At 68.0% G+C, this 24,491-nt stretch carries 19 protein-coding genes and 3 riboswitches; of the genes, 10 read left to right on the top strand and 9 right to left on the bottom strand.

Translation table 11 applies throughout. The features are described from left to right. Positions 1-9 precede the first annotated feature (9 nt). Positions 10-195, bottom strand: a complete 186-nt coding sequence (locus DNK34_RS13345; protein ID WP_165496930.1) for a CbtB domain-containing protein — start codon at positions 193-195, stop codon at positions 10-12. Between the two features lie 96 nt (positions 196-291). Beyond that, positions 292-495, bottom strand: a riboswitch (cobalamin riboswitch). A 58-nt stretch (positions 496-553) separates the two neighbouring features. Then, positions 554-751: riboswitch (cobalamin riboswitch) on the top strand. 101 nt (positions 752-852) lie between these two features. Here DNK34_RS13345 and cobW point away from each other — a divergent pair. The 3 genes from cobW to DNK34_RS13330 all read left to right on the top strand — a co-directional run bounded on the left by cobW (position 853) and on the right by DNK34_RS13330 (position 7,712). Continuing rightward, positions 853-1,902 carry a cobalamin biosynthesis protein CobW gene (gene cobW, locus DNK34_RS13340; RefSeq protein WP_131176090.1) on the top strand — a complete coding sequence of 350 codons (1,050 nt, stop codon included), beginning with the start codon at positions 853-855 and terminating at the stop codon, positions 1,900-1,902. 101 nt (positions 1,903-2,003) lie between these two features. Continuing rightward, positions 2,004-5,738, top strand: a complete 3,735-nt coding sequence (gene cobN, locus DNK34_RS13335; protein ID WP_131176089.1) for a cobaltochelatase subunit CobN — start codon at positions 2,004-2,006, stop codon at positions 5,736-5,738. Between the two features lie 360 nt (positions 5,739-6,098). Further along, on the top strand, positions 6,099-7,712 hold the full coding sequence (locus tag DNK34_RS13330) for an ATP-binding cassette domain-containing protein (protein WP_131176088.1): 1,614 nt from the start codon (positions 6,099-6,101) through the stop codon (positions 7,710-7,712). Between the two features lie 478 nt (positions 7,713-8,190). On the opposite strand, the gene DNK34_RS13325 is transcribed toward DNK34_RS13330, so the two are convergent. The 3 genes from DNK34_RS13325 to DNK34_RS13315 all read right to left on the bottom strand — a co-directional run bounded on the left by DNK34_RS13325 (position 8,191) and on the right by DNK34_RS13315 (position 10,546). Then, positions 8,191-9,279: a 3-deoxy-7-phosphoheptulonate synthase gene (locus DNK34_RS13325; RefSeq protein ID WP_131176087.1), complete on the bottom strand. Its 1,089-nt coding sequence runs from the start codon at positions 9,277-9,279 to the stop codon at positions 8,191-8,193. A gap of 274 nt (positions 9,280-9,553) precedes the next feature. Beyond that, the gene (locus DNK34_RS25860; RefSeq protein WP_278248880.1) at positions 9,554-9,685 is read right to left on the bottom strand and encodes a hypothetical protein; all 132 of its coding nucleotides are present in this window, start codon (positions 9,683-9,685) and stop codon (positions 9,554-9,556) included. Positions 9,686-9,967: 282 nt separating this feature from the next. After that, positions 9,968-10,546, bottom strand: coding sequence for an LOG family protein (locus tag DNK34_RS13315; protein WP_131176085.1), 579 nt, complete (start codon positions 10,544-10,546; stop codon positions 9,968-9,970). Positions 10,547-10,690: 144 nt separating this feature from the next. Between DNK34_RS13315 and DNK34_RS13310 the strand changes: the two genes are divergently transcribed. The 3 genes from DNK34_RS13310 to DNK34_RS13300 all read left to right on the top strand — a co-directional run bounded on the left by DNK34_RS13310 (position 10,691) and on the right by DNK34_RS13300 (position 13,317). Continuing rightward, a complete protein-coding gene (locus DNK34_RS13310; RefSeq protein ID WP_131176084.1) occupies positions 10,691-11,698 on the top strand; it encodes a magnesium chelatase ATPase subunit I in 1,008 nt (335 codons plus the stop codon). Further along, a complete protein-coding gene (locus DNK34_RS13305; RefSeq protein ID WP_411269317.1) occupies positions 11,680-12,363 on the top strand; it encodes a vWA domain-containing protein in 684 nt (227 codons plus the stop codon). Before DNK34_RS13310 ends, DNK34_RS13305 begins: the two co-directional genes overlap by 19 nt. 261 nt (positions 12,364-12,624) lie before the next feature. Further along, positions 12,625-13,317 carry a CTP synthase C-terminal region-related (seleno)protein gene (locus DNK34_RS13300; protein ID WP_131176083.1) on the top strand — a complete coding sequence of 231 codons (693 nt, stop codon included), beginning with the start codon at positions 12,625-12,627 and terminating at the stop codon, positions 13,315-13,317. A 99-nt stretch (positions 13,318-13,416) separates the two neighbouring features. Here DNK34_RS13300 and DNK34_RS13295 read toward each other — a convergent pair whose 3' ends face one another. From DNK34_RS13295 to cobG, 5 genes are all read right to left on the bottom strand, one after another. Continuing rightward, positions 13,417-14,733: an MFS transporter gene (locus DNK34_RS13295; RefSeq protein WP_131176082.1), complete on the bottom strand. Its 1,317-nt coding sequence runs from the start codon at positions 14,731-14,733 to the stop codon at positions 13,417-13,419. 189 nt (positions 14,734-14,922) lie between these two features. Next, positions 14,923-16,584: a precorrin-3B C(17)-methyltransferase gene (gene cobJ / locus DNK34_RS13290; protein WP_131176081.1), complete on the bottom strand. Its 1,662-nt coding sequence runs from the start codon at positions 16,582-16,584 to the stop codon at positions 14,923-14,925. Positions 16,585-16,756: 172 nt separating this feature from the next. Continuing rightward, a complete protein-coding gene (locus DNK34_RS13285) occupies positions 16,757-17,506 on the bottom strand; it encodes a precorrin-2 C(20)-methyltransferase (RefSeq protein WP_131176080.1) in 750 nt (249 codons plus the stop codon). Then, positions 17,503-18,135, bottom strand: coding sequence for a precorrin-8X methylmutase (locus DNK34_RS13280; RefSeq protein WP_131176079.1), 633 nt, complete (start codon positions 18,133-18,135; stop codon positions 17,503-17,505). Before DNK34_RS13280 ends, DNK34_RS13285 begins: the two co-directional genes overlap by 4 nt. Next, the gene (gene cobG / locus DNK34_RS13275) at positions 18,132-19,487 is read right to left on the bottom strand and encodes a precorrin-3B synthase (protein ID WP_131176078.1); all 1,356 of its coding nucleotides are present in this window, start codon (positions 19,485-19,487) and stop codon (positions 18,132-18,134) included. The genes DNK34_RS13280 and cobG overlap by 4 nt, the downstream gene beginning before the upstream one ends. A gap of 125 nt (positions 19,488-19,612) precedes the next feature. Then, a riboswitch (cobalamin riboswitch) is annotated at positions 19,613-19,806 on the bottom strand. Between the two features lie 147 nt (positions 19,807-19,953). Here cobG and cbiE point away from each other — a divergent pair. The 4 genes from cbiE to cfaB all read left to right on the top strand — a co-directional run bounded on the left by cbiE (position 19,954) and on the right by cfaB (position 24,224). Then, positions 19,954-21,171, top strand: coding sequence for a precorrin-6y C5,15-methyltransferase (decarboxylating) subunit CbiE (gene cbiE, locus DNK34_RS13270; protein ID WP_131176077.1), 1,218 nt, complete (start codon positions 19,954-19,956; stop codon positions 21,169-21,171). Continuing rightward, entirely contained in the window at positions 21,168-21,926 is a 759-nt protein-coding gene (locus DNK34_RS13265; RefSeq protein WP_131176076.1) for a cobalt-precorrin-6A reductase, read from the top strand. The genes cbiE and DNK34_RS13265 overlap by 4 nt, the downstream gene beginning before the upstream one ends. 323 nt (positions 21,927-22,249) lie before the next feature. Beyond that, a complete protein-coding gene (locus tag DNK34_RS13260; protein WP_131176075.1) occupies positions 22,250-22,975 on the top strand; it encodes a (2Fe-2S) ferredoxin domain-containing protein in 726 nt (241 codons plus the stop codon). A gap of 64 nt (positions 22,976-23,039) precedes the next feature. Next, positions 23,040-24,224, top strand: a complete 1,185-nt coding sequence (gene cfaB, locus DNK34_RS13255; protein ID WP_131176074.1) for a C17 cyclopropane fatty acid synthase CfaB — start codon at positions 23,040-23,042, stop codon at positions 24,222-24,224. Positions 24,225-24,491 lie beyond the last annotated feature (267 nt).

Genomic DNA, 24,491 nt, shown 5'->3' with positions numbered 1-24,491 from the left:
TCGATCTCCTCAGTGGCACGGGAACGCGGCGCTGTGACGGGTATCGTGAGCGGCATTGTGCACGGCCTCGATATGCGAGAAGCCGGCGAAGAAGATCAGCGCGGCGCCGAGCAGGCAACTGCCCATGGCCAGGAGCAGGCGCTGTGACAGGGGAAGTGGAACCGAAGCGGACAGGGTGCTGGTGGACATGGGCATGGCCTTCTGCAAGACAGGGGAAACACGGCAGAAGGACACAGCGAGAGAGCAGGCCAGGCGGCCCGATATCCGGCGTGTGCCCGCCCACCGCGGGTTGCCAAACGATTACTTCAGGCCGGTCTCCGGGCTGGCGATGACTGTCTGTCGACAGTGCGGATCGGCCTTCCCATGCCGGTTGGCACAGTGGCTCGAACGATCCTGGCATTCGCTTACCGTTGCGGGGGCAGCGCCGGACTCGCACCGGCTTCCCGTTTCACCTTGCGCACGGCGGCGCAAGACACCTGAAACAGCCTTGCTAGGACAGCATGAAGCGCTGCGAGCGTCAACCGTGGCGATTGACCTGCCCCCGGGCACTGCGTAGCCTTTGCCGCTTCGAGGTTCTCCGGCGCCCAGGCGGCGGAGCTAAGAGGGAACACGGTGATGCCGTGGCTGCCCCCGCAACTGTGAACGGTCATCGGCCCTTCTTGCATGCCACTGCGCGCCGCGCGGGAAGGCGAAGGGCTGGCGCGATGCGCGGACCGTAAGCCAGGAGACCTGCCTCGACGACGCTTTCGACAACCGGGCGGGGTGATCCGGTGGTGCCTGTGCGACGGCCTCGGCTGGCGCCTGCCATCGTATTGCCCGCTCGCCGTTCCTCCAGACGCAGCAGGGCCACCCATGAAAACGCTCGCCAAACTTCCCGTCACCATCGTCACCGGCTTCCTTGGCGCCGGCAAGACCACGCTGCTGCGGCACATGCTGGAAAACGCCGGCGGGCGGCGCATCGCGGTGATCGTCAACGAGTTCGGCGAGCTGGGTATCGATGGTGAAATCCTCAAGCAGTGCTCCATCGGCTGCACCGAGGAAGAGGCTAACGGCCGCGTTTTCGAACTGGCCAACGGCTGCCTGTGCTGCACCGTGCAGGAAGAGTTCTTCCCGGTGATGCGCGAGCTGGTGGCGCGGCGTGGCGACCTCGACCATATCCTCATCGAAACCAGCGGCCTGGCCCTGCCCAAGCCGCTGGTGCAGGCCTTCAACTGGCCGGAAATCCGCACCGCCTGCACCGTCGACGCGGTGATCACCGTGGTCGACAGCCCGGCGGTGGCCGCCGGCACCTTCGCCGCGTTCCCCGATCAGGTCGATGCCCAGCGCAAGCTCGACCCCAATCTCGATCACGAATCGCCCCTGCACGAGCTTTTCGCCGACCAACTGGCGAGCGCCGACCTGGTGATCCTCAACAAGGCCGACCTGCTCGATGCCGACGCCCTGGCGGTGGTGCGCGCCGAGGTGGCCGAGGAACTGCCGGCGGCGGTCAAGGTGATCGAGGCTCACGGCGGCTCGCTGCCGCTGAACGTGCTGCTGGGCCTGAACAGCGAGACCGAGCTGCACATCGACGGGCGCAAGACCCACCACGACGACGAGGAGGACGACCACGATCACGACGAGTTCGACTCGTTCCCGGTCGAACTGCCGGAGGCGGACGAAGCGCGCCTGCTGGCGGCGCTGAAAGACGCCGTGGCGCGGCATGGCATCCTGCGCATCAAGGGTTTCGCGGCGCTCCCCGGCAAGCCCATGCGCCTGCTGCTGCAGGGCGTCGGCCAGCGTTTCGACAGGCACTTCGACCGCGCCTGGAAGGCCGACGAGGCCCGGGTCAGCCGGCTGATCGTGATCGGCCAGCAGCTCGATCATGGCGCTATCGCTGCTGAGTTGAGGGCGGCGCTCGAATGAAGCTGCAAGCTGCAAGCCCCAAGCCACAAGTAAAAGCCAGAAGCCTGGCTGCGGGTTGCTCCTGCTTGCAGCTTGTAGCTTGCGGCTTGCGGCTCGTGTAAATGCACCTCCTACGCACCCAGCCCGGCCAGCAACTGCCGGCCGACAGCATCGCCGACCTCGGCCAGACGCCTGCCGAGCTGGTGGTGTTGTGCACCGGCGATTCGCACCTGTCGCTGCTGGCCGAGGTCGCCCGCCATCTGCCCGAAGACTACCCCAGTCTGCGCCTGGCCAGCCCGGCGCAACTGGGCAACCACGCCTCGGTGGATTTCTATGTCGAGCAGGTGCTGCAGCACGCCAAGGTGATCCTGATCTCCGTGCATGGCGGTGTCAGCTACTGGCGCTACGGCATCGAGCGTCTGGTGGAGTTGGCCGGGCGCGGCAAGACGCTGATCCTGGTGCCGGGCGACGACAGCCCCGATCCCGAGCTGAGCGGCCTGGGTAACGTCGCCGCCGAGGACGCCGAGCGCCTCTGGCAGTACCTGCGCCAGGGTGGTGTGGACAACGCCAGGCAGTTCTTCCACTGCATCGCCAGCCGCTACCTGGGGCGCGACTACCCCTGGGAGGCGCCGCGCGCACTGCCCCGGGTCGGCCTCTATCACCCGCACAAGAGTGATGTGCGCCTGGATGATTGGCGTTCCGAGTGGCAGCCCGATGCGCCGGTGGCGGCGCTGCTGTTCTACCGCACCCATGTGCAGGCGGCCAACACCGCCTTCGTCGACAGCTTCTGCCAGCGCCTGCAGGCCCAGGGCCTCAACCCGCTGCCCATTGCCGTGGCCAGCCTCAAGGAGGCTGCCTGCCTGCAACAGGTGGAGGACTGGCTGGACGAAGCCAGCGTGAGCGTGCTCCTCAACACCACCGGTTTCGCCCAGTCCAATCCGGAGTCACCCCAGGCGCGGCCGTTCCGTCGCGACGTGCCGGTGTTGCAGGCGCTCTGCGCCCTGGATAGCGAGGAGCAGTGGCAAGGTAACGCCCAGGGCCTTGGATCGCGCGACCTGGCCATGCACATCGCCCTGCCGGAGCTGGATGGCCGGCTGATCACCCGACCCATCAGCTTCAAGGGCCTGGCCTGGCGCAGCGAGCGTAGCCAGAGCGACGTGGTCTGCTACCGCGCGCACCTGCCCGGCATGGATTTCGTCGCCGAACTGGCGCGGCGCTGGTGCGAGCTGCAACGCACGCCCGCAGCGGACAAACGTGTCGCCCTGGTGCTGGCCAACTACCCGACCCGCGACGGTCGCATCGGCAATGGCGTCGGCCTGGACACCCCGGCGGCCGCGCTGAATATCCTCCAGGCTCTGCAACAGCAGGGTTATCCGGTCGATGCGTTGCCGGACAGCGGCACCGCGCTGATTCACCAACTGCTCGGTGGCGTGACCAACGATCTCGACAACCTCGACCTGCGCCCCTGCGCCCAGAGTCTGGCGCTGGACGACTATCGGCGCTTCTTCGCGGTGCTGCCCGAGGCCAACCGCCAGGCCGTGCTGGAGCGCTGGGGCGCTCCCGAGAATGATCCGATGTACCGCAGTGGCCGGCTGATGATTGCCGGTCTGCGCTTCGGCCTGACCTTCGTCGGCATCCAGCCGGCACGGGGTTATCAGGTCGATGCGGCAGCGGTCTACCACGACCCGGATCTGGTGCCGCCTCACGGTTACCTGGCGTTCTATTTCTGGATGCGCCAGGTGTTCGCCGCCCAGGCGGTGATCCACGTTGGCAAGCACGGCAACCTGGAATGGCTGCCGGGCAAGAGCGTCGGCCTTTCCGAAAGCTGCTGGCCGACTTTGATCCTCGGTGCGCTGCCGAATATCTACCCCTTCATCGTCAACGATCCCGGCGAGGGCGCCCAGGCCAAACGCCGTACCCAGGCGGTGATCATCGACCACCTGATGCCGCCGCTGACCCGCGCCGAGAGCTATGGCCCCCTGCGTGATCTGGAGCGGCTGGCCGACGAGTACTACGACGCCAGCCAGCTCGACCTGCGCCGCGCCGCCGAGCTGCGCGGCGAGATCCTGGTCAAGGTGCGTGAAGCCAGCCTGGATCGCGAACTGGGCCTGCAGCTCAACGACGATCCGGCCAGCTGGCTGCCGCAACTCGACGCCTACCTCTGTGATCTCAAGGAATCGCAGATCCGCGATGGCCTGCATGTGTTCGGCGAATCACCGGCCGGTACGCTGCGCCGCGACACCCTGCTGGCGCTGCTGCGCATTCCCCGCGGTGACGGCCAGGGTGGCAACGCCAGCCTGCTGCGTGCGCTGGCCCATGACCTGCAGCTCGACTTCGACCCCCTCGATTGCGACATGGCCGCGCCGTGGACGGGCCCACGCCCTGACATTCTGACTGGCCTAAGCGATGAGCCCTGGCGCAGTTTCGGCGACACCCGTGAGCGTCTTGAGCTGCTCGGATTACGGCTGATCGAAGGAGCGGACTTGCCATTCGCCGGATCGGCCAGCGCTGCCGTGCTGCGCAGTCTGGCTGAGCGCATCGCGCCGCTGCTGGACGCCTGTGGCGATGCCGAGATGCACGGCCTGCTCGATGCGCTCGATGGTCGCTTCGTGCCATCCGGCCCCAGCGGCGCGCCGAGTCGTGGTCGTCTAGACGTGCTGCCCACCGGGCGCAATTTCTATTCCGTGGACGTGCGCAACCTGCCCACGCCGACCGCCTGGCGCCTTGGCGTGCAGGCCGCCGACCGCCTGCTGGAACGGCACCTGCAGGACGAAGGCGACCACCTGCGCCAGCTCGGCCTGTCGGTGTGGGGCACCGCGACCATGCGCACCGGCGGCGACGATATCGCCCAGGCCATGGCCCTGCTCGGCGTGCGCCCGGTGTGGCAGGCCGGCAGCCAGCGGGTCGAGCGTTTCGAGGTACTGCCCCTGGAGCAGCTCGGTCGCCCGCGGGTGGACGTGACCCTGCGTGTCTCCGGGTTCTTCCGCGATGCCTTCGCCAACCTGATCCGCCTGTTCGATGACGCCGTGCAGGCGGTCGCCGAGCTGGACGAACCGGAGGACATGAACCCGCTGTCCGCGCGCGTCTGGCAGGAAGCCCTGGCGCTGCAGGACGGCGGGCTGGACGAGCTCGAGGCGCGGCGCCAGGCCGGCTGGCGCATCTTCGGCGCCAAGCCCGGCGCCTATGGCGCGGGGGTGCAGAACGCCATCGAGGAACGCCTGTGGCACAGTCGCGCGGACCTGGCCGAGGTGTACCTGAATTGGGGCGGCTATGCCTACGGCAAAGGCAGCGAAGGCACGCCGGCGCGGGCGCAGTTCGCCGAACGCCTGGAGCACCTGCAGGCGGTGCTGCACAACCAGGACAACCGCGAGCACGATATCCTCGATTCCAACGACTACTACCAGTTCCAGGGCGGCATGCTGGCGGCGGTGGAAACCCTGCGCGGCGCCAGGGTGGCCAGCTACTTTGGTGACAACAGCCAGCCGGACACCCCGCGCATCCGCACCCTCAAGCAGGAGCTGGCCCGCGTGGTGCGCGCCCGCGCGGCCAATCCGAAGTGGATCGAGGGCATGAAGCGTCACGGCTACAAGGGCGCCTTCGAGCTGGCCGCGACAATCGACTACCTGTTCGCCTTCGACGCCACCAGCGAGCTGGTCGACGACCACCAGTACGCCCTGCTTACCGACGCCTACCTGCTGGATCGGGATACCCGCGACTTTATCCAGCAGCACAACCCCGGCGCTCTGCAGGACATCATCGAGCGCCTGCTCGAAGCCCAGCAGCGCGGCCTCTGGCAGGAGCCGGGCGAGTACCGCGAGGCCCTGGAGAACCTGCTGATCGAGGGCGAGGAAAGCTGAGGTCTGTTAGCGCGTTGGCCGGAGGAAGGCGGGAGCAGACGCTCACCCCGTAGGGTGGATGATGCTCTTTTCATCCACCATTGCGATCGCTAGGTTGGTGGACGGATGAAGCGCCGTCCACCCTACGTCATGAAGCCCACCAAATCGAACGTCCGCTCTCGCCTTGAAGCTGCCTTCAGCGCTTTTTCGGCTTTTACAAGTCCCCTCGGTTGCCCTGACCTGACCCTGGGTTTAGTCTACCTGTTCATTTCCAGAGGAGTTTCGTCCAATGCGCCAGTGATGCCGTCGTGTCCGCACGACCTGTGATTCGCCGCTGCGGCCCCGTGCCGCGCGTATTCACGGCATTGCCTGGAGCTTTCCATGACGAACTCGTCCTTTATCGCGCTCGATCGCGTGTCCTTCCAATTCGCCAATGGCCACCTGCTGTTCGATGAGCTGAGCGAAACCTTCGATGCGCGGCATACCGGCCTGGTGGGTCGCAACGGCGTCGGCAAGAGTGTGCTCGGACGGCTGCTGGCCGGGCAGTTGCAGCCGACCTCGGGACGCCTGATCCGCCAGGGACGGGTGCGTTACCTGCCGCAGGAGATCGTCTTGCCGGACCAGGCCCGGGTGGTCGATCTGGCCGGCTTCGCCGCACCTTACGACGCCCTGGCGCGGGTCATGGGCGGGCGCCTGCGCGACGACGATGTCGAGACGCTCGACGGGCGTTGGGATATCGCCGAGCGCCTGAGCGCCGCGCTGCACGAGGACGGCCTCGGTCATCTTTCGCTGGAGACGCCCGCCGCCACCCTCAGCGGCGGCGAGCGTACCCGGGTCGCCCTGCTCGGCGCCTTGCTGGCGGAGACCGATCTGCTGATCCTCGACGAGCCCAGCAATCATCTGGACAGCGCCAGTCGCCAGCGGCTCTACCAGCGTCTACGGCAGTGGCCGGGCGGTCTGCTGGTGATCAGCCACGACCGCCAACTGCTCGAGGGCATGGTGCGTATCGTCGAATTGTCGACGTCCGGGTTGCGCGGCTATGGCGGCAACTACAGCTTCTATCGGGCCTGCCGGCTGGATGAACGACAGGCGGCGCAGCAGGTTCTGCAGCATGCCCGCGGCGAGCGCAAGCGTGGCGAGCGGGAACTGCAGGTGCAGCAGCAACGCCAGCAGCGGCGTACGGCCAGTGGCACGCGTAGCGCCCGGGACAGCAACCAGGCGAAGATCCTGCTGGATCGGCAGAAGGGCCGTAGCGAGACCAGCGCCGGGCGCGTGCGCCAGCGTCTGGACGACACGCAGAAGCGGCTGGACGCCGCGGTGGGCGAGGCGGCCGCGCAGGTGGACGAGAACGTGCCCGTCGACCTGTACGGCAGCGGCGTGACCCTGGCCGAGGCTAAACGGGTGCTGGCCCTGCGGGGCGTTCGCGCGCCTTTCTCGACCGCCCGCTTGCCGGATATCGAGCTGTTCGGCCCGCGCCGTCTGGTTATCGGCGGGCCCAATGGCTGCGGCAAGTCGACCCTGCTGGCGCTGATCGCCGGCCGCCTGGCGCCGGCTGCCGGCGTGTGTCGGGTCGAGGTGCCGCTGGCCTACCTCGATCAGCGACTGTCTTGCCTGCAGGGTGCGGAGTCGGCGTTGGATCATCTGCGTCGCGTCAATCCCGGATTGAGCGAAGCGATGGCCCGTACCCGGCTGGTGCACCTCGGGATGGTGGCGCACAAGGCCTTGCTGCCTTGCGCACGGCTCAGTGGTGGCGAGCGCCTGAAGCTGGCGCTCGCCGGGGTGATCGACGGCGAACCGGCAGCGCCCTTGCTGCTGCTCGACGAGCCCGACAACCATATCGATCTCGACTCGCTGCTGGCCGTCGAAGGCCTGCTGCGCCAGTACCGCGGGGCGCTGGTCGTGGTGTCCCATGACGCCGCCTTTATCGAGGCGCTGGCAGCGACCGATCGGCTGCAGTGGACGGCGCAGGGCTGGCAGTACCATCGGCTTTTGTAGCCCGTGGTTGAGCGCAGCGATACCTGGGGAAGGGTGCCCTGGGTATCGCTGCGCTCAACCCAGGCTACGGAATCGCGCCTGCAGTGAACGATGTTCCGCAATTTTGTCAGGGTGCACCCATCGGCTTTGTAGCCCGCGGTGGAGCGCAGCGATACCCGGGAACGGGTGCCTTGGGTATCGCTGCGCTCAACGCCAGGCTACGGAATCGCGCCTGCAGTGAACGATGTTCCGCAATTTTGTCAGGGTGCACCCATCGGCTTTGTAGCCCGCGGTTGAGCGCAGCGATACCCGGGAACGGGTGCCCTGGGTATCGCTGCGCTCAACACCAGGCTACGGAATCGCGCCTGCAGTGAACGATGTTCCGCAATTTTGTCAGGGTGCACCCATCGGCTTTGTAGCCCGCGGTTGAGCGCAGCGATACCCGGGGGAAGGGTGCCCCTGGGTATCGCTGCGCTCAACGCCAGGCTACGGGGCTGCGCTAGACCAGGTGGCGCATGCGTACCGCGGCGTCGATCAGCATGCGTTCGGTGCCGGCCCAGCCGAGGCAGGCGTCGGTGATCGAGACGCCGTAGCGCAGTTCGCCGCCGAGGCTCTGGGCGCCGTCGAGCAGGTGGCTTTCGATCATCACCGCCCGCAACGCACCGTTGCCAGCCAGGCGCTGCTCGAGCACGCTGCGCAGCACCTCGGGCTGGCGCAGCGGGTTCTTGCCGCTGTTGGCGTGGCTGCAATCGACCATGATCCGCGGGGCGATGCCCTGGCGTTCCAGCTCGGCGCGCGCCGTGGCGACGCTGGCGGCGTCGTAGTTCGGGGCGCCGTGGCCGCCGCGCAGCACCAGGTGGGTGTCCGGGTTGCCCTGAGTCTGCACCAGGGCCGGGCGGCCATGGCCATCGACGCCGAAGTGCTGGTGCGCGTGGGCCGCCGAGCGCATGGCGTCGCAGGCGATGCCGAGGCTGCCGTCGGTGCCGTTCTTGAAGCCGACCGGCATGTCCAGGCCACTGACCAGCTCACGGTGCACCTGGGATTCGCTGGTGCGCGCGCCGATGGCGGCCCAGCCGAGCAGGTCGTCGAAGTAGCCAGCCACCAGCGGCTGCAGAATCTCGCTGGCCAGCGGCAGGCCCAGCTCCAGCATGCGCAGCATCAGTTGCCGCGAGCGGCGCAGGCCTTCGGCCATATCGCCACTGCCATCGAGCGCCGGGTCGTAGACCAGGCCTTTCCAGCCCACCGTGGTGCGCGGTTTTTCGACGTAGGCGCGCATCACCAGCAGCAGGCGATCACCCACCCGTTGGCTCAGGGCTGCCAGGCGCTCGGCGTATTCGAGTACGGCGGCGTCGTCGTGCAGGGAGCAGGGGCCGACCACCACCAGCAATCGCGGGTCGTGACCATCGAGAATGGCGCGGATGGAGTGGCGCTGTTGCTGCACCTGGCGGGCGAGGGTGGCAGAGAGTGGCAGTTCTTCGCGCAACTGGCTGGCACTGGGCAGCGGCGAGGTCTGGCGGCGGGTCTTTGTTGCGACCAGGTGCAGATCGGCGGATTTGGCGGTGGAGCGGGAATTGGCGGCTACGGACATGCTGGTTTCCTCGGTCGGCGCGGACGTTACCGCGCGCGGCGCACTATCTGGGGCGATGGGATGTTCGATTGAGTGGATGAGCGGCGCGGCTGTCGGTAAATCGCCAGTCGTAGCGGTAAGAGGCGGGGTAGCGGGTGTATGCGTTCATGCTGCGATCCTCGGTGTGCTGGCCGTTTTCGGCCGGAAAAAACAAAACCCCCGGTCGGGTGGCCGACCGGGGGTTTCGAGAAACTGTCTGGTGGCGACCCTGGGTTGCTAGGGCGCCTGTGGGGTATCAGGCGCGCCTGTGGCTAAACCAATACCCATAAAAATAGTAAGCCGCCGCCGTCACGGATGCCTGGGCACGCGCGATCACGATGCAGGCTGCATCGAGGCGGGTGCTGTTCAGGATCAGGGATGGGGACATGCGAGGCTCCGTTGAATGGGCTCGACGTTAATTCATCGCGGTGGTCGATTGCAAGCCCTGGAACCGATTCACGATCTGCTGCATGCCGTTTGTAGACGTTTCATGTACGGCTGCAAAAAGGCGATAGCGGCCGGTCGTAGGATGGGTGCAACCCATCGGCAATTGATGGGTTTCACCCATCCTACAGGCTGCCTAGCTTCTAGCTTGCGGCTTGCAGCTCAATGGCTGCTATCGCCTTATCGCGTTTCATCGGTCAACGCTTGGCTCTGGCTGGCCAGGTACTCAGGTCTCCTGCCTGCCGATCCACTTGCCCACCTGGGGCGCCTGGTAGCCGTCGATCGCCGCCAGCAGTGCGTCGATATCCTGCTCGACGATCAGCATCTCGCGGTGCGGCGCCTTGACGAAGGCCTGGTCGACCATGTGATCGAGAAACGCGGCCAGGCGGTCGTAGTAGCCGTTGACGTTGAGCAGGGCGCAGGGCTTCTGGTGGTGCCCCAACTGTGCCCAGGTCCACACCTCGAACAGTTCCTCCAGGGTGCCGACGCCGCCGGGCAGGGCGATGAAGCCGTCGGACAGCTCGGCCATCAGCGCCTTGCGCTGGTGCATGGAGTCGACGATGCGCAGGTCGTCGAGGCCGGTATGGGCCACTTCCTTCTCCCACAGCGAGCGCGGGATCACGCCGATCACTTCGCCGCCCGCCTCGAGCGCCGCGTTGGCCACGGCGCCCATCAGGCCGACCGAGGCGCCGCCATAGACCAGGCCGATACCGGCCTTGGCGAGGGCCTGGCCGAGGCGGGTGGCGGCCTCGAAGTAGACGGGGTCACGGCCCGCGTTGGAGCCGCAGAAAATACACAGTCGCACGGATGTTCTCCCTGTTCATGGCGATCACGCCGGAGGATCGCGGCCGCCGACCATAGCAGAATGACGCTGTCGATTTCGATGGCCTTGGGTATGCGCTGGCGGGCTGTTCTACAATGGCGCCTTTGCCGTCTGCCGGATGTCGCCATGACCGATGCCCCTCATTTCCCCCTCGCCGCCGTGGTCGCCGCCGACGCGCTGAAACTGGCGCTGTGCCTGGTGGCGGTCGATCCGGCGATTGGCGGCGTGCTGATCGAGGGGCCGCGGGGCATGGCCAAGTCGACCCTGGCCCGGGGCCTGGCCGAGCTGCTGCACACTGGCCAGTTCGTCACCCTGCCGCTGGGCGCCAGCGAGGAACGTATCGTCGGCACCCTGGATCTGGATGCCGCCCTGGGCCAAGGCCGGGCGAGCTTTTCCCCGGGGTTGCTGAGCAGGGCCGATGGCGGCGTGCTCTACGTCGACGAGGTCAACCTGCTGCCCGACCATCTGGTCGACCTGCTGCTCGATGCGGCGGCCAGCGGCGTCAACCATGTCGAGCGCGACGGTATCTCCCACCGCCACAGCGCCCGCTTCATCCTGATCGGCACCATGAACGCCGAGGAAGGCGAGCTGCGCCCGCAACTGCTCGACCGCTTCGGCCTGAACCTGGCCCTCGATGGCCAGCCGCCACCCGCGCAGCGGGCCGAGATCGTCCGGCGCCGGCTGGCGTTCGATGCCGACCCGCAGGCCTTTCTCGCCCACTGGGCCGAGGCGCAGAACGCCCTGGCCCAGCGTTGCCGGAGCGCCCGGGATCAGCTGCCGCGCATCGCCCTCGACGATCAGGCGCTGCAGGCCATTACCCAGCGCTGCTTCGAGGCCGGGGTCGACGGCCTGCGCGCCGACCTGGTCTGGCTGCGCGCCGCCCGTGCCCACGCCGCCTGGCGTGGCGCGCCGCGCATCAGTGAGGAGGACATCGAGGCGGTGGCCGATTTCGTCCTGCGTCATCGACGGCGCCAGGCTCCAGCCGCGCCGCCAGCGCAGTCCCCCCACAGCCCGCCGCCACAGCCGGCCAGCGAGCCGCCATCCGCTGGCGAGGGCCAGTGGGGCGAGCTGCCGGCTCAGCGCCAGGCCACTGGCGAACGGCGCGAACCGCCCCGCTGGCCAAAAAAGCCCTGAGCATCCGCCCGCCCGCCACCGCGGGGCTGGATGCGCGGCCCACACCGGGCAAACAGGCTGGCGGACGCAGCGGCGCGCGCCGCCCCGCCGAGGACGGCCGCATCGACTGGCTCGGCACCCTGTTGCGCGGGCGTCCGACCAGTCGCCGTGACCTGCTGCACCAAGCGCGCCACCGTGCACCGGGCGAGCTGTGGCTGGTGGTCATCGACGCATCGGCGTCCACCCGCCGGCATGGCGCGCTGGGCCAGGCCAAGGGCCTGCTCGGCGCGCTGTTCGAGCGGGCGTACCGGCAGCGTGCGCGCCTTGCCGTGGTCGACGCGCAAGGCGCCCAGCCGCACTGGCACTGGCAGGGACAGAAGGCCTCGGGCGCACTGCGGGCCTGGCTGGAGGCACTGGGCGCGTGCGGCGGCACGCCGCTGGTGCCGGCGCTGCAACAGGCCCATGACTGGCTGCTGCGCCGCCAGCGCCTGAAGCCGGCCGAGCAGCAGCGCCTGCTGGTGCTCACCGACGGCCGCCTGCGCGACTGGCCAAGGCTGGCGCCCAGCCCGTGTCCGGCCCTGCTGGTGGATATCGAATGCGCGCCGATCCGCCTTGGTCGAGCGCGGCAGATGGCCAGCGAGCTTGGCGCCGAGTACCGGCATATCGAGGCCCTGGCGCTCTCTTGAGCTCTGACTCTCCATGACGGGGTCGTTGCTCCGGACATTGTTTCTTCGGGGGTATCAAGAGCCGAAAAACGCGTTTGCTTTGTCAAGCTTTGCGCTATCAGGCATAACAACGCGTCATGTCGTTGGGCGGGTTAAGCCCGTTCCGTTGAAGACACTTGAAAGAGATGCGCCCCAGTAGCGTGTCGCCTTGTAGCGCCAACAACACGTGATTCAAGCCGCCTGCTTCACCCAAGCGGGACGTTAGCCTTCACAGGGGAATTCGTGGACAACATTAGAATTGGGCTGGTCGGTGAGTTCGATGACACTGTGCTTGCGCATCGTGGCATTGCGCTTTCATTGCAAGCCACCGGGAAATTGCTGGGGTTGTCCGTCGCGTTTGAGTGGCTTCCCACTGACCGGATTGTCGGTATCGAGTCCGTGTCTGGATTCGATGGCATCTGGTGCGTCCCCGCCACGCCTTACCGCAGCATGGACGGCGCACTTCTTGCCATCCGTTACGCCAGGGAAGCGCGGGTTCCCTTCCTTGGTACATGTGGTGGATTTCAGCACGCCATCATCGAGTACGCCCGCAACGTTCTCTGTTGGGTCGATGCCGACCACGCAGAGTCGTCTCCTGACAGCGCATGTCCAGTCATCTCCCCGCTCGCTTGCTCGCTCGTCGAAACCACTGAGAAAGTAAATATTTTCAACCACAGTGGCCTCGCCGAGATTTACGGAGCCACGGAGATATTCGAGGGTTATCGTTGCCGCTACGGATTGAACCCAGCGTTCAGGCAAGCTCTCCTCTCAGGCTCGTTGCGTGGCGCCGCCGATGACGCGACTGGCGAGATACGGGCGGTAGAACTCAGTGATCATCCTTTTTTCTTTGCAACCCTCTTCCAGCCAGAACGTGCTGTGCTGAAGGGCGAGCTGTCGCCCTTGGTCAGGGCGTTTGTCCAAGCCTGCGTGGTGTGAGTTCTAAGCGTTCATTCAAGTCGACGCTGACTTGCAGCGCGGCTTGACGCAAGTGTTGGCGCCCATAGGCCGAGAGGAATCCCCTGTGCACGCAAACACCTAGCCCGGCTGATAGTCCAGCGAGCGCTTCGACGATTCCGGCAGCGCCATGCCGCCGACCAGGGCGAGCAAGGCGATGGCGATCAGGTAGAAGGCCGGCGACATGCGGTTGCCGGTCAGCTCGATCAGCCAGGTGGCGACCAGCGGCGCGGTGCCGCCGAATACCGTGTAGGCCAGGTTATAGGTGAAGGCCGAGGCGGTGTAGCGCACCCGTGTGGGGAACTGCTCGGAGAGCAGCACGGCGGTGACCACGCCGCAGGTCACCGCCCCCACCGCCAGGAGCATGGCGCCCAGCGCCGAGGCCAGCAGGGTGCCCGAGGCGGCCAGGGTGAACGCCGGGTACACCGCGACGATCAGCGCCACCCCGGCGGTGAGGATGGTGCGGCGCCGGCCCACGCGATCCGAATAGCGGCCAATGAAGGGGCAGAGCAGGGCGGCGAACAGCAGCGCCGCCAGGCTGGCCAGCAACGCGGTCGGGCGGGTCGCGCCGCCGACCACCTGCATGTAAGTGGTGAGGTAGGTGGTGAACATGTAGAACGACAGCGCCGTGGCGGAGATGAACGCCGACAGGCAGAGGATGGTGGCACCATGCTTGCGCAGGGTTTCCGTGAGTGGCGAATGTTCCGGATGCTCCTGGGCGGCCAGGGCCTGGAAGGCCGGCGACTCGTCCAGGCGCAGGCGCATGTACAGGCCGATCAGGCCCAGGGGCGCGGCGATCAGAAAGGGTACGCGCCAGCCCCAGGCCTGCATCTGCGCCTCATCGAGCAACAGGCCGAGGGCGAAGACGATGCCCGCCGCGCAGGCGAAGGCCATGAAGGTCGACACCGGCACGAAGCTGCCATAGCGCGCCTTCTGCTCGGTGGGCGCGTGCTCCATGACGAAGGCGCAGGCGCCGGCGTATTCGCCGCCGGCGGAGAAGCCTTGCAGGCAGCGCGCCAGGGCCAGCAGCAGGGGCGCGACCAGGCCGATGCTGGCGTAGGTCGGCAGCAGGCCGATCAGGGTGGTGGCGCCGGCCATCAGCAGCACGGTGATCGACAGCACCCGCTTGCGGCCGATGCGGTCGCCGAGAATGCCGAAGACGATTCCGCCCAGGGGCCGCAGGGCGAAGGACACGGCGAAGACGGCGAAGGTCTGCAGCAGCGCCAGGGTCGGATCGCCCTGGGGAAAGAACAGTGCGGCGATGGTCACCGCGAGAAAACCATAGACGGCGAAATCGAACCATTCGACGAAATTGCCGATGGCCGAGGCGGCGATGACCTTGCGCAGAATCCCCGGATCGACCTGTGCCTGTTGCTGTGTATAGGTGATCGCGCTCATGTCCGCCCCCGCTGGCTATCTGGTTACGGACACGTCTGGCACGGGCCTTGGTGTCCACCTGCGGATAACCTACGCGGCTGCTCGGGTATACCGGCCTTCGCTTGCGACCTGTGGATAGTCGAGAACGACAGGGGAAGGGCGCGCGACCGCTGCAACGGCCCTGCAACCGGGTTTTGGGTTCGGCCTGCCTTACCGCGCCGGATAGCTGCGCGGCGTATACACCCACTCGCCGCCATCGCCCCTGGGAAAGCGGCGGGTGGTGCTGGAACCGATGATCACCAGGGTGCGCATATCGACCATCTCCGGCGTCAGCTCGCCCAGGCTGAGCACGCGCAGGGCTTCGGCGGGGCGGCCGATATCGCGGCCGAGCACCACCACGGTGTCGGTTGCGCGATGCTGGCGGACGATCTCCAGGGCGCGGCCGAGCTGCCAGGGGCGTGCCCTGGAGATGGGGTTGTAGAAGGCCATGGCCAGGTCCGCGGCGCCGGCATGCTCCAGGCGCTTTTCGATCACCGCCCAGGGCTTGAGGTTGTCGGACAGGGAGAGCAGGCAGAAGTCGTGACCCAGCGGTGCGCCGGCCTTGGCCGCGGTGGCCAGGGCGGCGGAGACGCCGGGGAGGACCTCCAGCTCGACGGCGTGCCATTCGGCCGGCGCATCGCTCGCCTGCAGGGCCTCCAGCACGGCGGCGGCCATGGCGAATACGCCGGGGTCGCCGGAGGAGATCAGCACCACGCGCCGGCCGCTGGCGGCCAGTTCGAAGGCGTGACGGGCGCGCTGCAACTCTTCGCGGTTGTCGCTGCAATGGCGCACCTGGTCGTCACGCAGCGGCCCGGCCATGGTCACGTAGGTTTCGTAGCCGAGCAGGTCTTCGGCGGCGTCCAGCGCCTGGCGCACGGCCGGCGTCATGTGCTCGGCGGCGCCGGGGCCGAGGCCGACCACGCTCAGGCGGCCGCGCGGACGACCGATGCGGGCGGCCTGTGCCGGGGAGTCGGCGAGCCGCAGCTCGATGCCCGGGGCACGCTGGTGAAGGGGCGGCAATGGCTGATCCGCGCTGACGAAACGCAATGGCACGCCAAGCGCGCGGGCTACCCGCTGCAAGTCGGCATCGGCCATGGCGGCGGGCGGCGCCAGCAGCGCGGCCAAGGCCTGTGGCGCCAGGCCGGCCGCCGCCATGGCCTGAGCCACCCGCTGTTCGAGCGCGTCGAACGGGCGGTCGACGCAGGCCAGCAGCAGGCGTGGGTGGATCAGCAGCTCGTCGCGCTGCGGCGCGCGCCGTTCGGCGCTGATCAGCAGGCGCCGGCCGGCCGGTTCGGCCAGCGGCAGGCGCGCGTCGGCCAGCCAGGGCGCATCGCCTTCGATACGCAGCGACTCGCCACCGAGCAGGTCGGCGACGAAGCGTTTGCCCTGCTCGATATCGGCCAGGGCGTAACCGGCGGGTGGCTCGAGCAGGCAGGTGCCGAAGCGCAGCTCGCCGCTGGTGGTGATGGCTGCCGTCACCCCCAGGTGTGCGGCGATCTCCCGGGCCAGGCGATTGACCCCGCCCAGGCCGCCGAGCAGCGGCACCACGGCGCTGCCGTCTTCGGCCACGGCCAGCACCGGCGGCTCGGCGCCCTTGCTGGCGAGCAGCGGGGCCAGACTGCGGATGACGATGCCGGCGGCACACAGGGCGATGATCGGGGTGCCGGCACGGTACAGCTCGCGCAGGGTGTCGGCGAAATCATCGTAAGGCCGGTCGCCCTCGGCGCGGCCGCGCAGGCTGTGGATGACCGCCTGTGGATAAAGCGCCTGGATACGCCGGGCGGTGGCCAGTGCAGAGGGGCCGAGGATGACGAGGGCGGGTGAAGAAGTCATTGAAATTTCATTGTCCGTGGCGGGCGCGAGAGGGCTGTATGCATGCAGGCGGGAAGGGGCTTCTGTAGGAGCCGCGCCCCCGCGGCGAATGGAAAGGACAACGCGGAAATGGCGTTGCAGTCACGCTTGATTCGCGCCGAGGGCGACGCTCCTACAAGACCGCCGGCTTCTTTCAACCCCGCCATTTCTCGCCCGGTACCACGATCATCGAGAAATACGGCGAGGCCATGGGCTCGACCTCGTCCAGGGGCACGATGCGCTGGTTGGCCATGGTCGCCCGTTCCACATAGTGCGCGCGCTCATGCAGGCCGAGCTCCAGCAGAACCCGGCGCACCTTGTCGAAGTTGCGCCCCAGTTTCATCACCACCGCCGCCTCGGCGTCGCGCAGGCGCTGGCGCAGTTCGTCCTCGGGCAATACGCCGGAGAGCACCGACAGGCTCTGATTGCGGTACACCAGCGGGGCGCCGAGCACCGCGGCGCTGCCGAGCATCGAGCAGACGCCGGGAATCACCTGGGCCTGGTAGCGCCCGGCCAGGCGGTCGTGCAGGTACATGTAGGAGCCGTAGAAGAACGGGTCGCCCTCGCAGATCACCGCCACGTCGCGGCCGGCGTCGAGGTGCTCGGCGACCTGGCTGGCGCAGGTGTCGTAGAAATCGCTGATCACGGCTTCGTAGGACAGCGGCGGCTCGAGCTTTTCGGTGGTCACCGGGTACACCAGCGGCAGACGCTGCTGGCTGTCCTGCAGGTGCGCCTCGATGATGCCGAAGGCATTGCCGCCCTGGCCGACGCTGGCCTTGGCCTTGGCCACGAAATAGCCGACCACCGGCGCCGCCTTGAGCAGGCGCAGGGCCTTGAGGGTGATCAGTTCGGGATCGCCGGGGCCCACGCCCAGGCCGAGCAGGCGGCCCTTGCCGGTCATCATTCGACCTCCGTGGCCAGGGCGTTGACCGCGGCGGCGGCCATGGCGCTGCCACCGCGACGCCCCTGGACGATGACATAGGGCACGCCATGCTCGGCATGGCTGCTGGCGAGCAGATCCTTGGATTCGGCGGCGCCGACGAAGCCCACCGGGAAGCCGAGGATCAGCGCCGGCCTGGGCGCGCCGGCGGCGAGCATGTCGAGCAGGTAGAACAGCGCCGTGGGCGCATTGCCGATCACCACCACCGCGCCTTGCAGGTGTTCGCGCCAGTGCTCCAGGGCCACCGCCGAGCGGGTATTGCCCAGGCGCCTGGCCAGCTCCGGCACGCCCGCATCGTTGAGGGTGCAGAGTACCGGGTTGTTGGCCGGCAGACGTGCGCGGGTCACCCCTTCGGCAACCATGCGCGCATCGCAGAGGATCGGTGCGCCATTAGCCAGGGCCTGACGCCCGGCCGTGCCGGCACCCGCGGAAAAGCGCAGATCCTGCACCACGTCGACCATGCCGCAGGCGTGGATCACCCGCACCGCGAGCTTCTCCAGATCCGCCGGAATCGCCCGCAGATCGGCTTCGCCACGGATGATGGAAAAGGAATGGCGATAGATCTCCTGACCATCGCGGATGTAGTCGGTCATCGGCTGGAACTCCAGGTATCGGGAAGCGAGGCCAGCAGATCGCCGGCCTCCTCGAGTGACAGATGGCGAGCCAGAGGCTGGCCGAAATCGCTGCTGTCGGCGCGGCGGGCGAACAGGTCGTAGCGACCCTCGGCCACGGCCAGCAGGGTCAGTGGCGCGCGGTGGGCGGCGGCGCAGGAGCGGCTGCAGCCGCTGAGGTGGATGCCCGGTCGTGCGCTGGCGCAAGCCAGTCGCTCGGCCAGTTGGCGGGCGTCGCCCTTGGTGTCGGCCAGGCCCTTGGCGCAGCCGGCCGAGCCGGTACAGGCGATTAGATGCGCCAGCGGATGCTCCGCGGTGCAGATCAGCCCCAGGCGCTGCAAGCCCTGCAGCACGGCCTCGGCGTCGCTGGCGGCGACGTTGGGCAGCAGCACGCTCTGCCAGGGCGTCAGGCGCAGGCTGCCGTCGCCCAGGCGGCGAGCCAGAGCGGCCAGGCCAAGCAGTTGGTCAGCCTCGAGTCGACCCAGTGGCGGAACGCCGCCGACATGCAGTCGGCCAGTCTGGCGCTGAGCGCCGATGCCGATATGAGCCTGGGGCGCAGCAGGGCCACGCCGCCAATCATCCGCTGTCAGCAGCACATCCCCCAGGCGTTCGCCCAGGCGCTGCAGCAGCTCGCTGGGTGAGTGGGTAACGAGCAGATGGCGCATGCGCGTCTGTTCGGGCGTGGCCAGCTCGAGGAACAGGTCGAGCAGGGCGAGCACCAGGTCATGGGCGTGCGCCTCGGGCACCGCTGCCAGGGCCGGGGCATCGTCCGCCGCGACTGGCGGGCAGCCGGCGAGACCGAAGGCGTAAACCGTTCGCCCCTCCAGGTGCATGGCCGAAAGCCAGATGTCGTGGGGGTGTTCGAGCATGGCCAGGCGCTCGCCGCCATCGAGCAGCAGGGCGAACTTGGGCGACAACGCGTGCAGGCGCGGGGTGTTTTCCAGGGTGGCCAGCACCTGCGCGGCCAGCGGCGACACGTCGACCAACGCCGCCGGGTCGAGGCCGGCGGCGGGGCTGACCATCAGGTTGCGCACGTCATCGGCGCCGGCAGACGCCGGGCCGAGGCCGGCCTCCAGCAGCTCGGCGATCAGCGCGTCCTCGGTGCCGGCGCGGATGCCGCGGATCTGCAGGTTGGCCCGATTGGTGGCCTCGATCACCCCGCCGGCATGCCGGTTCGCCGCCTCGGCCAGCCGTTCGGCCTGGGCGGCCTCGAGGCGGCCACAGGCCAGCTTGATCCGGCAGATACCGCCGTCCTTGGCCTGCACGATACGCAGCAACCCCGGACAGGCCGAGGGGCGAAGGGCAGCGGACGGCACGTACAGGGTGTGTTTCAACGGATCACCAACAGTCGGGTCGCATGCACATCCGCTGAAGGATCGGCCTGAGCATCCGGCCACGACCCCACTCAGCGGATCGTGATCGGATTCTGTCACCGGGGCACCCCGCCCGGTGTGGGCACACGCGACTGAATCCGTCGGCAGGTCTCCTGGCTCGCAGGTCATGGCGCATGGCCGGCCTTCCCGGTTGCCCAGTGGCGGTTGGCGATGCGCTCGCTGCATACAGTTGCGGGGGCAGCCACGGCTTGGAATGTTTTACCGTGTTCCCTCTTCGGCCCGCGGATGTCCGCCGGGCACCGACGAAGGCGCTATTATGCCCGCTTTGCCCGCCCGGATGAAAAGCCGCGTGGATCAGCGGCAAGCGACAAGTTTCAAGCGGCAAGCCAGAAGCCGGGTGCTGACCGCTTTGGCTTGTCGCTTGAGGCTTGCAGCTTATGGCTGCTTCTAGGATGAGGAAAAACGGATGACACTCTGGCTGACCGTCGTGGGGATCGGCGAAGACGGCTACCCCGGCCTCGGCAAGGCGGCGCGGCATGCCCTGCTCGAGGCGGGCCAGGTGTTCGGCAGCGAACGCCAGCTGGCCCTGCTGCCGCGCTGCATCAGCGCCACGCGCCTGGCCTGGCCCAGGCCGTTTTCCCTGGCGCCGGTGCTGGCGCAGCGCGGCACGCCGGTCTGCGTGCTGGCCAGCGGTGACCCGATGCTGTTCGGTGTCGGTGCCAGTCTGGCCCGTGAGTTGCCAAGCGAGGAGCTGCATATCCTGCCGGCGCCTTCGTCCTGCTCGCTGGCGGCGGCGCGCCTGGGCTGGCCATTGCAGAACACGACACTGGTGTCGCTGGTCGGCCGGTCGCTGGCGGCGCTGAATGCGCAGGTGCATCCCGGCGCCCGCCTGCTGGTGCTGAGCAGCGATGGCAGCAGCCCGGCAGCCATTGCCGGGTTGCTGCGCGAGCGCGGTTTCGGCCCCAGCCGGCTGAGCATCTTCGAGCACCTGGGTGGTGCGCGGGAGCGGCGCATCGATGGCCAGGCAGACAGCTGGTCGCTGGATCGCGCGGCCGATCTCAACCTGGTGGCGATCGACTGTGTGGCAGGCGAGGGCGCCCGGCGTCTGCCGCTCACGCCTGGCCTGCCGGACGACGCCTATCGCCACGATGGGCAACTGACCAAGCGCGACGTGCGCGCCATCACCCTGGGCCGTCTGGCGCCATTGCCCGGCGAACTGCTCTGGGATGTCGGCGCCGGCTGCGGCTCCATCGGTATCGAATGGATGCGCGCGCACCCGAGCTGCCGGGCCATCGCCATTGAGGCCGACGCGGGGCGCCAGGCGCATATCGCCCACAACCGCGATGCCCTTGGCGTACCGGGCCTGCAACTGGTGGCCGGGCGGGCGCCCGAGGCCCTGGCTGGCCTGGCGGCGCCGGATGCGATCTTCATCGGCGGCGGCGTCACCGCTGCCGGCGTACTGGACAACTGCTGGCGCCAGCTCAAGCCCGGCGGGCGGTTGGTGGCCAATGCCGTGACGCTGCAGAGCGAAGCCGCGCTGATCGCCTTTCGCGGCGAGCACGGCGGCGAGCTGACCCGCATCGAGGTGGCGCGAGCGCAGCCGCTCGGCGGCTTCGATACCTGGCGCGGGGCGCTGCCGATCACCCTGCTACAGGTCAGCAAGCCGGCGGGGACGGCAGCGTGAGCAGGGTCCTTCTGCTCGGCGGCATCGGCGAGGCCCTGGGCATTGCCCGCCGCCTCGGCCCGGCGCATAGCTACAGCCTGGCGGGCCTGGGCAAGGTGCCCGACGACCTGGCCTGCCAGGTGCGCGTCGGCGGCTTCGGCGGCGCCGAGGGTCTGGCCGCCTTTATCCGCCAGCACGGCATCGGCCTGCTGGTCGACGCCACCCATCCCTATGCGGCGCAGATCAGCCATAACGCTGCCCGCGCCGCGCGCCTGGCCGGTATTCCCTGCTGGGCGTTGCGCCGGCCCGGCTGGCAGGCGTCGGCGGCAGACGACTGGCGCGAGGTGGCCGACTGGGCGCAATTGATCGAGGCCTTGCGCCCGTTCCGCCGGCCGCTGTTCACCCTTGGCCGCGAGCCGCTGGAGCATCTGCACGAGATTCCCGGCCACCAGCACTGGACGGTGCGCTGCCTGCAGAGCCTGCCTGGCACGCCGCGCGCCGAGGTGATCGGCGCCCGCGGGCCGTTCAGCCTGGCGGACGAGCGGGCGCTGTTCGAGCGCCTGGCCTGCGATGTGCTGGTGAGCAAGAACAGCGGCAGCGCCGCCACCGAACACAAATTGCAGGTGGCCCGTGAGCGTGGCCTGCCGGTGCTGCTGCTGCAGCGTCCGGCGTTGCCCGCGGCCGACAGGGCGTTCACCGACCCCGAAGCGCTCTGGCAGGCGCTGCTGAGCGATGGAGTTCAAGAGCATTTTCCAGGAGATCTCGACACTCTGTAGCCCGTGGTAGAGCGCAGCGAAACCCGGGGAGCGCTCTCAAGGCGTGCACCGAATCAAGGCCATCCCGGGTATCGCTTCGCTCAACCCAGGCTACGCGCTCGAAGAGCCGAAAACAGCGCTGGAAGGCTGGAGGCTTAGCGAAAAGCAGCCCGAGCACGCAGGAAAACAGAGGTTTCTCGTTCAGCCCTCCAGCCTCCAGCGCTTTTCATCGAGTGTCTTTCACACGATGACGCCATAGCGCGATTGTCCTGACCGTAGTCCACCTCTTGAAGCCTCACCCCTGCAGCGCTGCTAGACTGCCGCCCTTTTTCCGGAGCCTCCCCATGACCACCACGCCATACGCCCAGGTGCTGTTCGCTGGCCCGGATCTGCTGTCGGGATCGTTCGCCGAGCTGTTTCGTGGCCGCCTGATCGAGTTGCGTGGGCAGGATGCGTTGGCGCAGATCGTCGATACTACGGCGGGCTACGATGACCTCTGGCAGTGTGTGCGTGAGGGTAGCGGGACGCTGCTGGTGATCGATCTCGAAGCCCAGAGCGGCAGCCAGCATGTCGACTGGCTGCGCAGCGAACTGGCGGCGCTGACCGATCCTTCACGCGTTTTCGTCACCAGCCTGTTCGGCCAGCTCGATGCCGATGCGGCCGCCGCGGCCTGCGCGCTGATCGAGCGGACGGAGCTGCACCTGGGCTGTGTCGGCGTGCCGGCCCTGCCGGCCAGCCATGCCTGGTCGAAGATCCCCACCCATGCCTACCGCGTGCTGCTGTGCAACGGTCCGCGCTGCACCCGGCGCGGCGCGCTGCCGCTGTGGAAGGCGCTGCGCGAGCGGGTCAAGGCGGCCGGTCGGCTGGAGTGTGAGGGCGGTGTGCATATCACCCGCACCCAGTGCCAGTTCCCCTGCGACCAGGGGCCGACCCTGAGCGTCTATCCGCCCGGCGCCTGGTACCGGGTCCGCAGCGAGGCGGACGTGGTGCGGCTGGTGGACGAGCAACTGATCCAGGGCCGCCCGGTGCCCGAGCTGTCGATCCGGGACGTGACGGACTCACTGCGCTGATAGCCGCGGGCAGCGAACAACTGGTCTACGCTTGATCTGTTCGTCAAAACGGTGGAGGTGTCCGATGCTTGCCTATTTGCCGCCCGTCCTGCGTGACCTGCAACTGCCACTGCGTATACGCCTGTGGGACGGAAATCAGCTTGATCTCGGCCCGCAGCCGCAGGTCACTCTGGTGGTCAGGGACCCGAGCATGCTCTCGCAGCTGGCCCAGCCCAGCCTCGATGCCCTGGGCAGCGCCTATGTCGAGGGGCGCTGCGAGATCGAGGGCGCGATCAACGAAGTGATCGCGCTGGGCGATGCGCTCAGTCAGGCACTGCTGGGCGGGGTCGAGGAAAGCGACGCGAGCTACAGCCGTCACGACAAGGCCAGCGATGCCGCCGACATCAGTTACCACTACGATCTTTCCAACGACTTTTACGCGCTCTGGCTGGATGAGCAGATGGTCTACTCCTGTGCCTATTTCGAGTCGCCCGAGCAGACCCTGGAACAGGCCCAGTTGGCCAAGCTGCGCCATCTGTGCCGCAAGTTGCGCCTGCAGCCCGGCGAGCGCCTGCTGGACGTGGGCTGTGGCTGGGGTGGCCTGGCCCGCCTGGCCGCGCGGGAGTTCGGCGTCGAGGTGTACGGCATCACCCTTAGCCAGGCCCAGCTGCAACTGGCCCGCCAGCGGGTGCACGAGGAGGGGCTGGACGACCGGGTGCGCCTGGAGCTGCAGGACTACCGTGACCTGCCCCAGGACGGCCGCTTCGACAAGGTGGTCAGCGTCGGCATGTTCGAGCACGTCGGCCACGCCAACCTGCCGTTGTACTGCCAGCGCCTGTTCGCGGCGGTGAAGGACGGCGGGCTGGTGATGAACCACGGCATCACCGCCAAGCACAGCGATGGCCGCCCGGTGGGACGCGGCGCTGGCGAATTCATCGGCCGCTACGTGTTTCCCCATGGCGAGCTGCCGCACCTGTCGACCATCACCCGCCACCTCGGCGACGCCGGCCTGGAAGTGGTGGATGTGGAAAACCTGCGCCTGCATTACGCCCGTACCCTGGAGCACTGGAGTGCGCGCCTGGAAGCGCGCCTGCAAGAGGCGACGCGGCTGGTACCGGAGCGGGCGGTGCGCATCTGGCGGCTGTACCTGGCGGGCTGCGCCTATGGCTTCGCCCGTGGCTGGATGAGCCTGCACCAGATACTCGCGCTCAAACCCCGGGCCGACGGCAGCCACGACCTGCCCTGGACGCGCGCTGATCTATACCGCTGAGCGGCGGCAAGCTACAGGCAATGCGCGTTTTGCTGCTGACGGCCATGGCTGCTCCCGGCGCCGGAAAGCTATGCTGTTTCACGCCAAACCGCGTCGCGCCCGCCAATCGCCGCGGGGGCGCGGCTCCTACGCGGCTGTGGCTGTAGATACTCTGTTAGTGGTCAAGCGTTTTTCAGGTGTTCATTGCTGAATAGCTCGGATGAATCGAAAGGCACACCGAGCTTCAGGCAAGCCCAGACGCCAGTCAGGTATTTACGCATGACTGCA

This window comes from Phytopseudomonas dryadis, from assembly GCF_004327355.1.
GTDB lineage: Bacteria > Pseudomonadota > Gammaproteobacteria > Pseudomonadales > Pseudomonadaceae > Aquipseudomonas > Aquipseudomonas dryadis.
This window is presented reverse-complemented; position numbering and strand designations above follow the sequence as displayed.

Excerpts from the sequence above, each read along its gene's own strand:
- cbiE (WP_131176077.1), top strand. The coding sequence starts at position 19,954 with ATGACACTCTGGCTGACCGTCGTGGGGATCGGCGAAGACGGCTACCCC.
- cobJ (WP_131176081.1), bottom strand. The coding sequence starts at position 16,584 with ATGACTTCTTCACCCGCCCTCGTCATCCTCGGCCCCTCTGCACTGGCC.
- DNK34_RS13330 (WP_131176088.1), top strand. The coding sequence starts at position 6,099 with ATGACGAACTCGTCCTTTATCGCGCTCGATCGCGTGTCCTTCCAATTC.
- DNK34_RS13260 (WP_131176075.1), top strand. The coding sequence starts at position 22,250 with ATGACCACCACGCCATACGCCCAGGTGCTGTTCGCTGGCCCGGATCTG.
- cobN (WP_131176089.1), top strand. The coding sequence starts at position 2,004 with ATGCACCTCCTACGCACCCAGCCCGGCCAGCAACTGCCGGCCGACAGC.
- DNK34_RS13325 (WP_131176087.1), bottom strand. The coding sequence starts at position 9,279 with ATGTCCGTAGCCGCCAATTCCCGCTCCACCGCCAAATCCGCCGATCTG.
- cobW (WP_131176090.1), top strand. The coding sequence starts at position 853 with ATGAAAACGCTCGCCAAACTTCCCGTCACCATCGTCACCGGCTTCCTT.
- DNK34_RS13285 (WP_131176080.1), bottom strand. The coding sequence starts at position 17,506 with ATGATGACCGGCAAGGGCCGCCTGCTCGGCCTGGGCGTGGGCCCCGGC.
- DNK34_RS13345 (WP_165496930.1), bottom strand. The coding sequence starts at position 195 with ATGCCCATGTCCACCAGCACCCTGTCCGCTTCGGTTCCACTTCCCCTG.
- DNK34_RS25860 (WP_278248880.1), bottom strand. The coding sequence starts at position 9,685 with ATGTCCCCATCCCTGATCCTGAACAGCACCCGCCTCGATGCAGCCTGC.
- DNK34_RS13295 (WP_131176082.1), bottom strand. The coding sequence starts at position 14,733 with ATGAGCGCGATCACCTATACACAGCAACAGGCACAGGTCGATCCGGGG.
- DNK34_RS13310 (WP_131176084.1), top strand. The coding sequence starts at position 10,691 with ATGACCGATGCCCCTCATTTCCCCCTCGCCGCCGTGGTCGCCGCCGAC.
- DNK34_RS13280 (WP_131176079.1), bottom strand. The coding sequence starts at position 18,135 with ATGACCGACTACATCCGCGATGGTCAGGAGATCTATCGCCATTCCTTT.
- cfaB (WP_131176074.1), top strand. The coding sequence starts at position 23,040 with ATGCTTGCCTATTTGCCGCCCGTCCTGCGTGACCTGCAACTGCCACTG.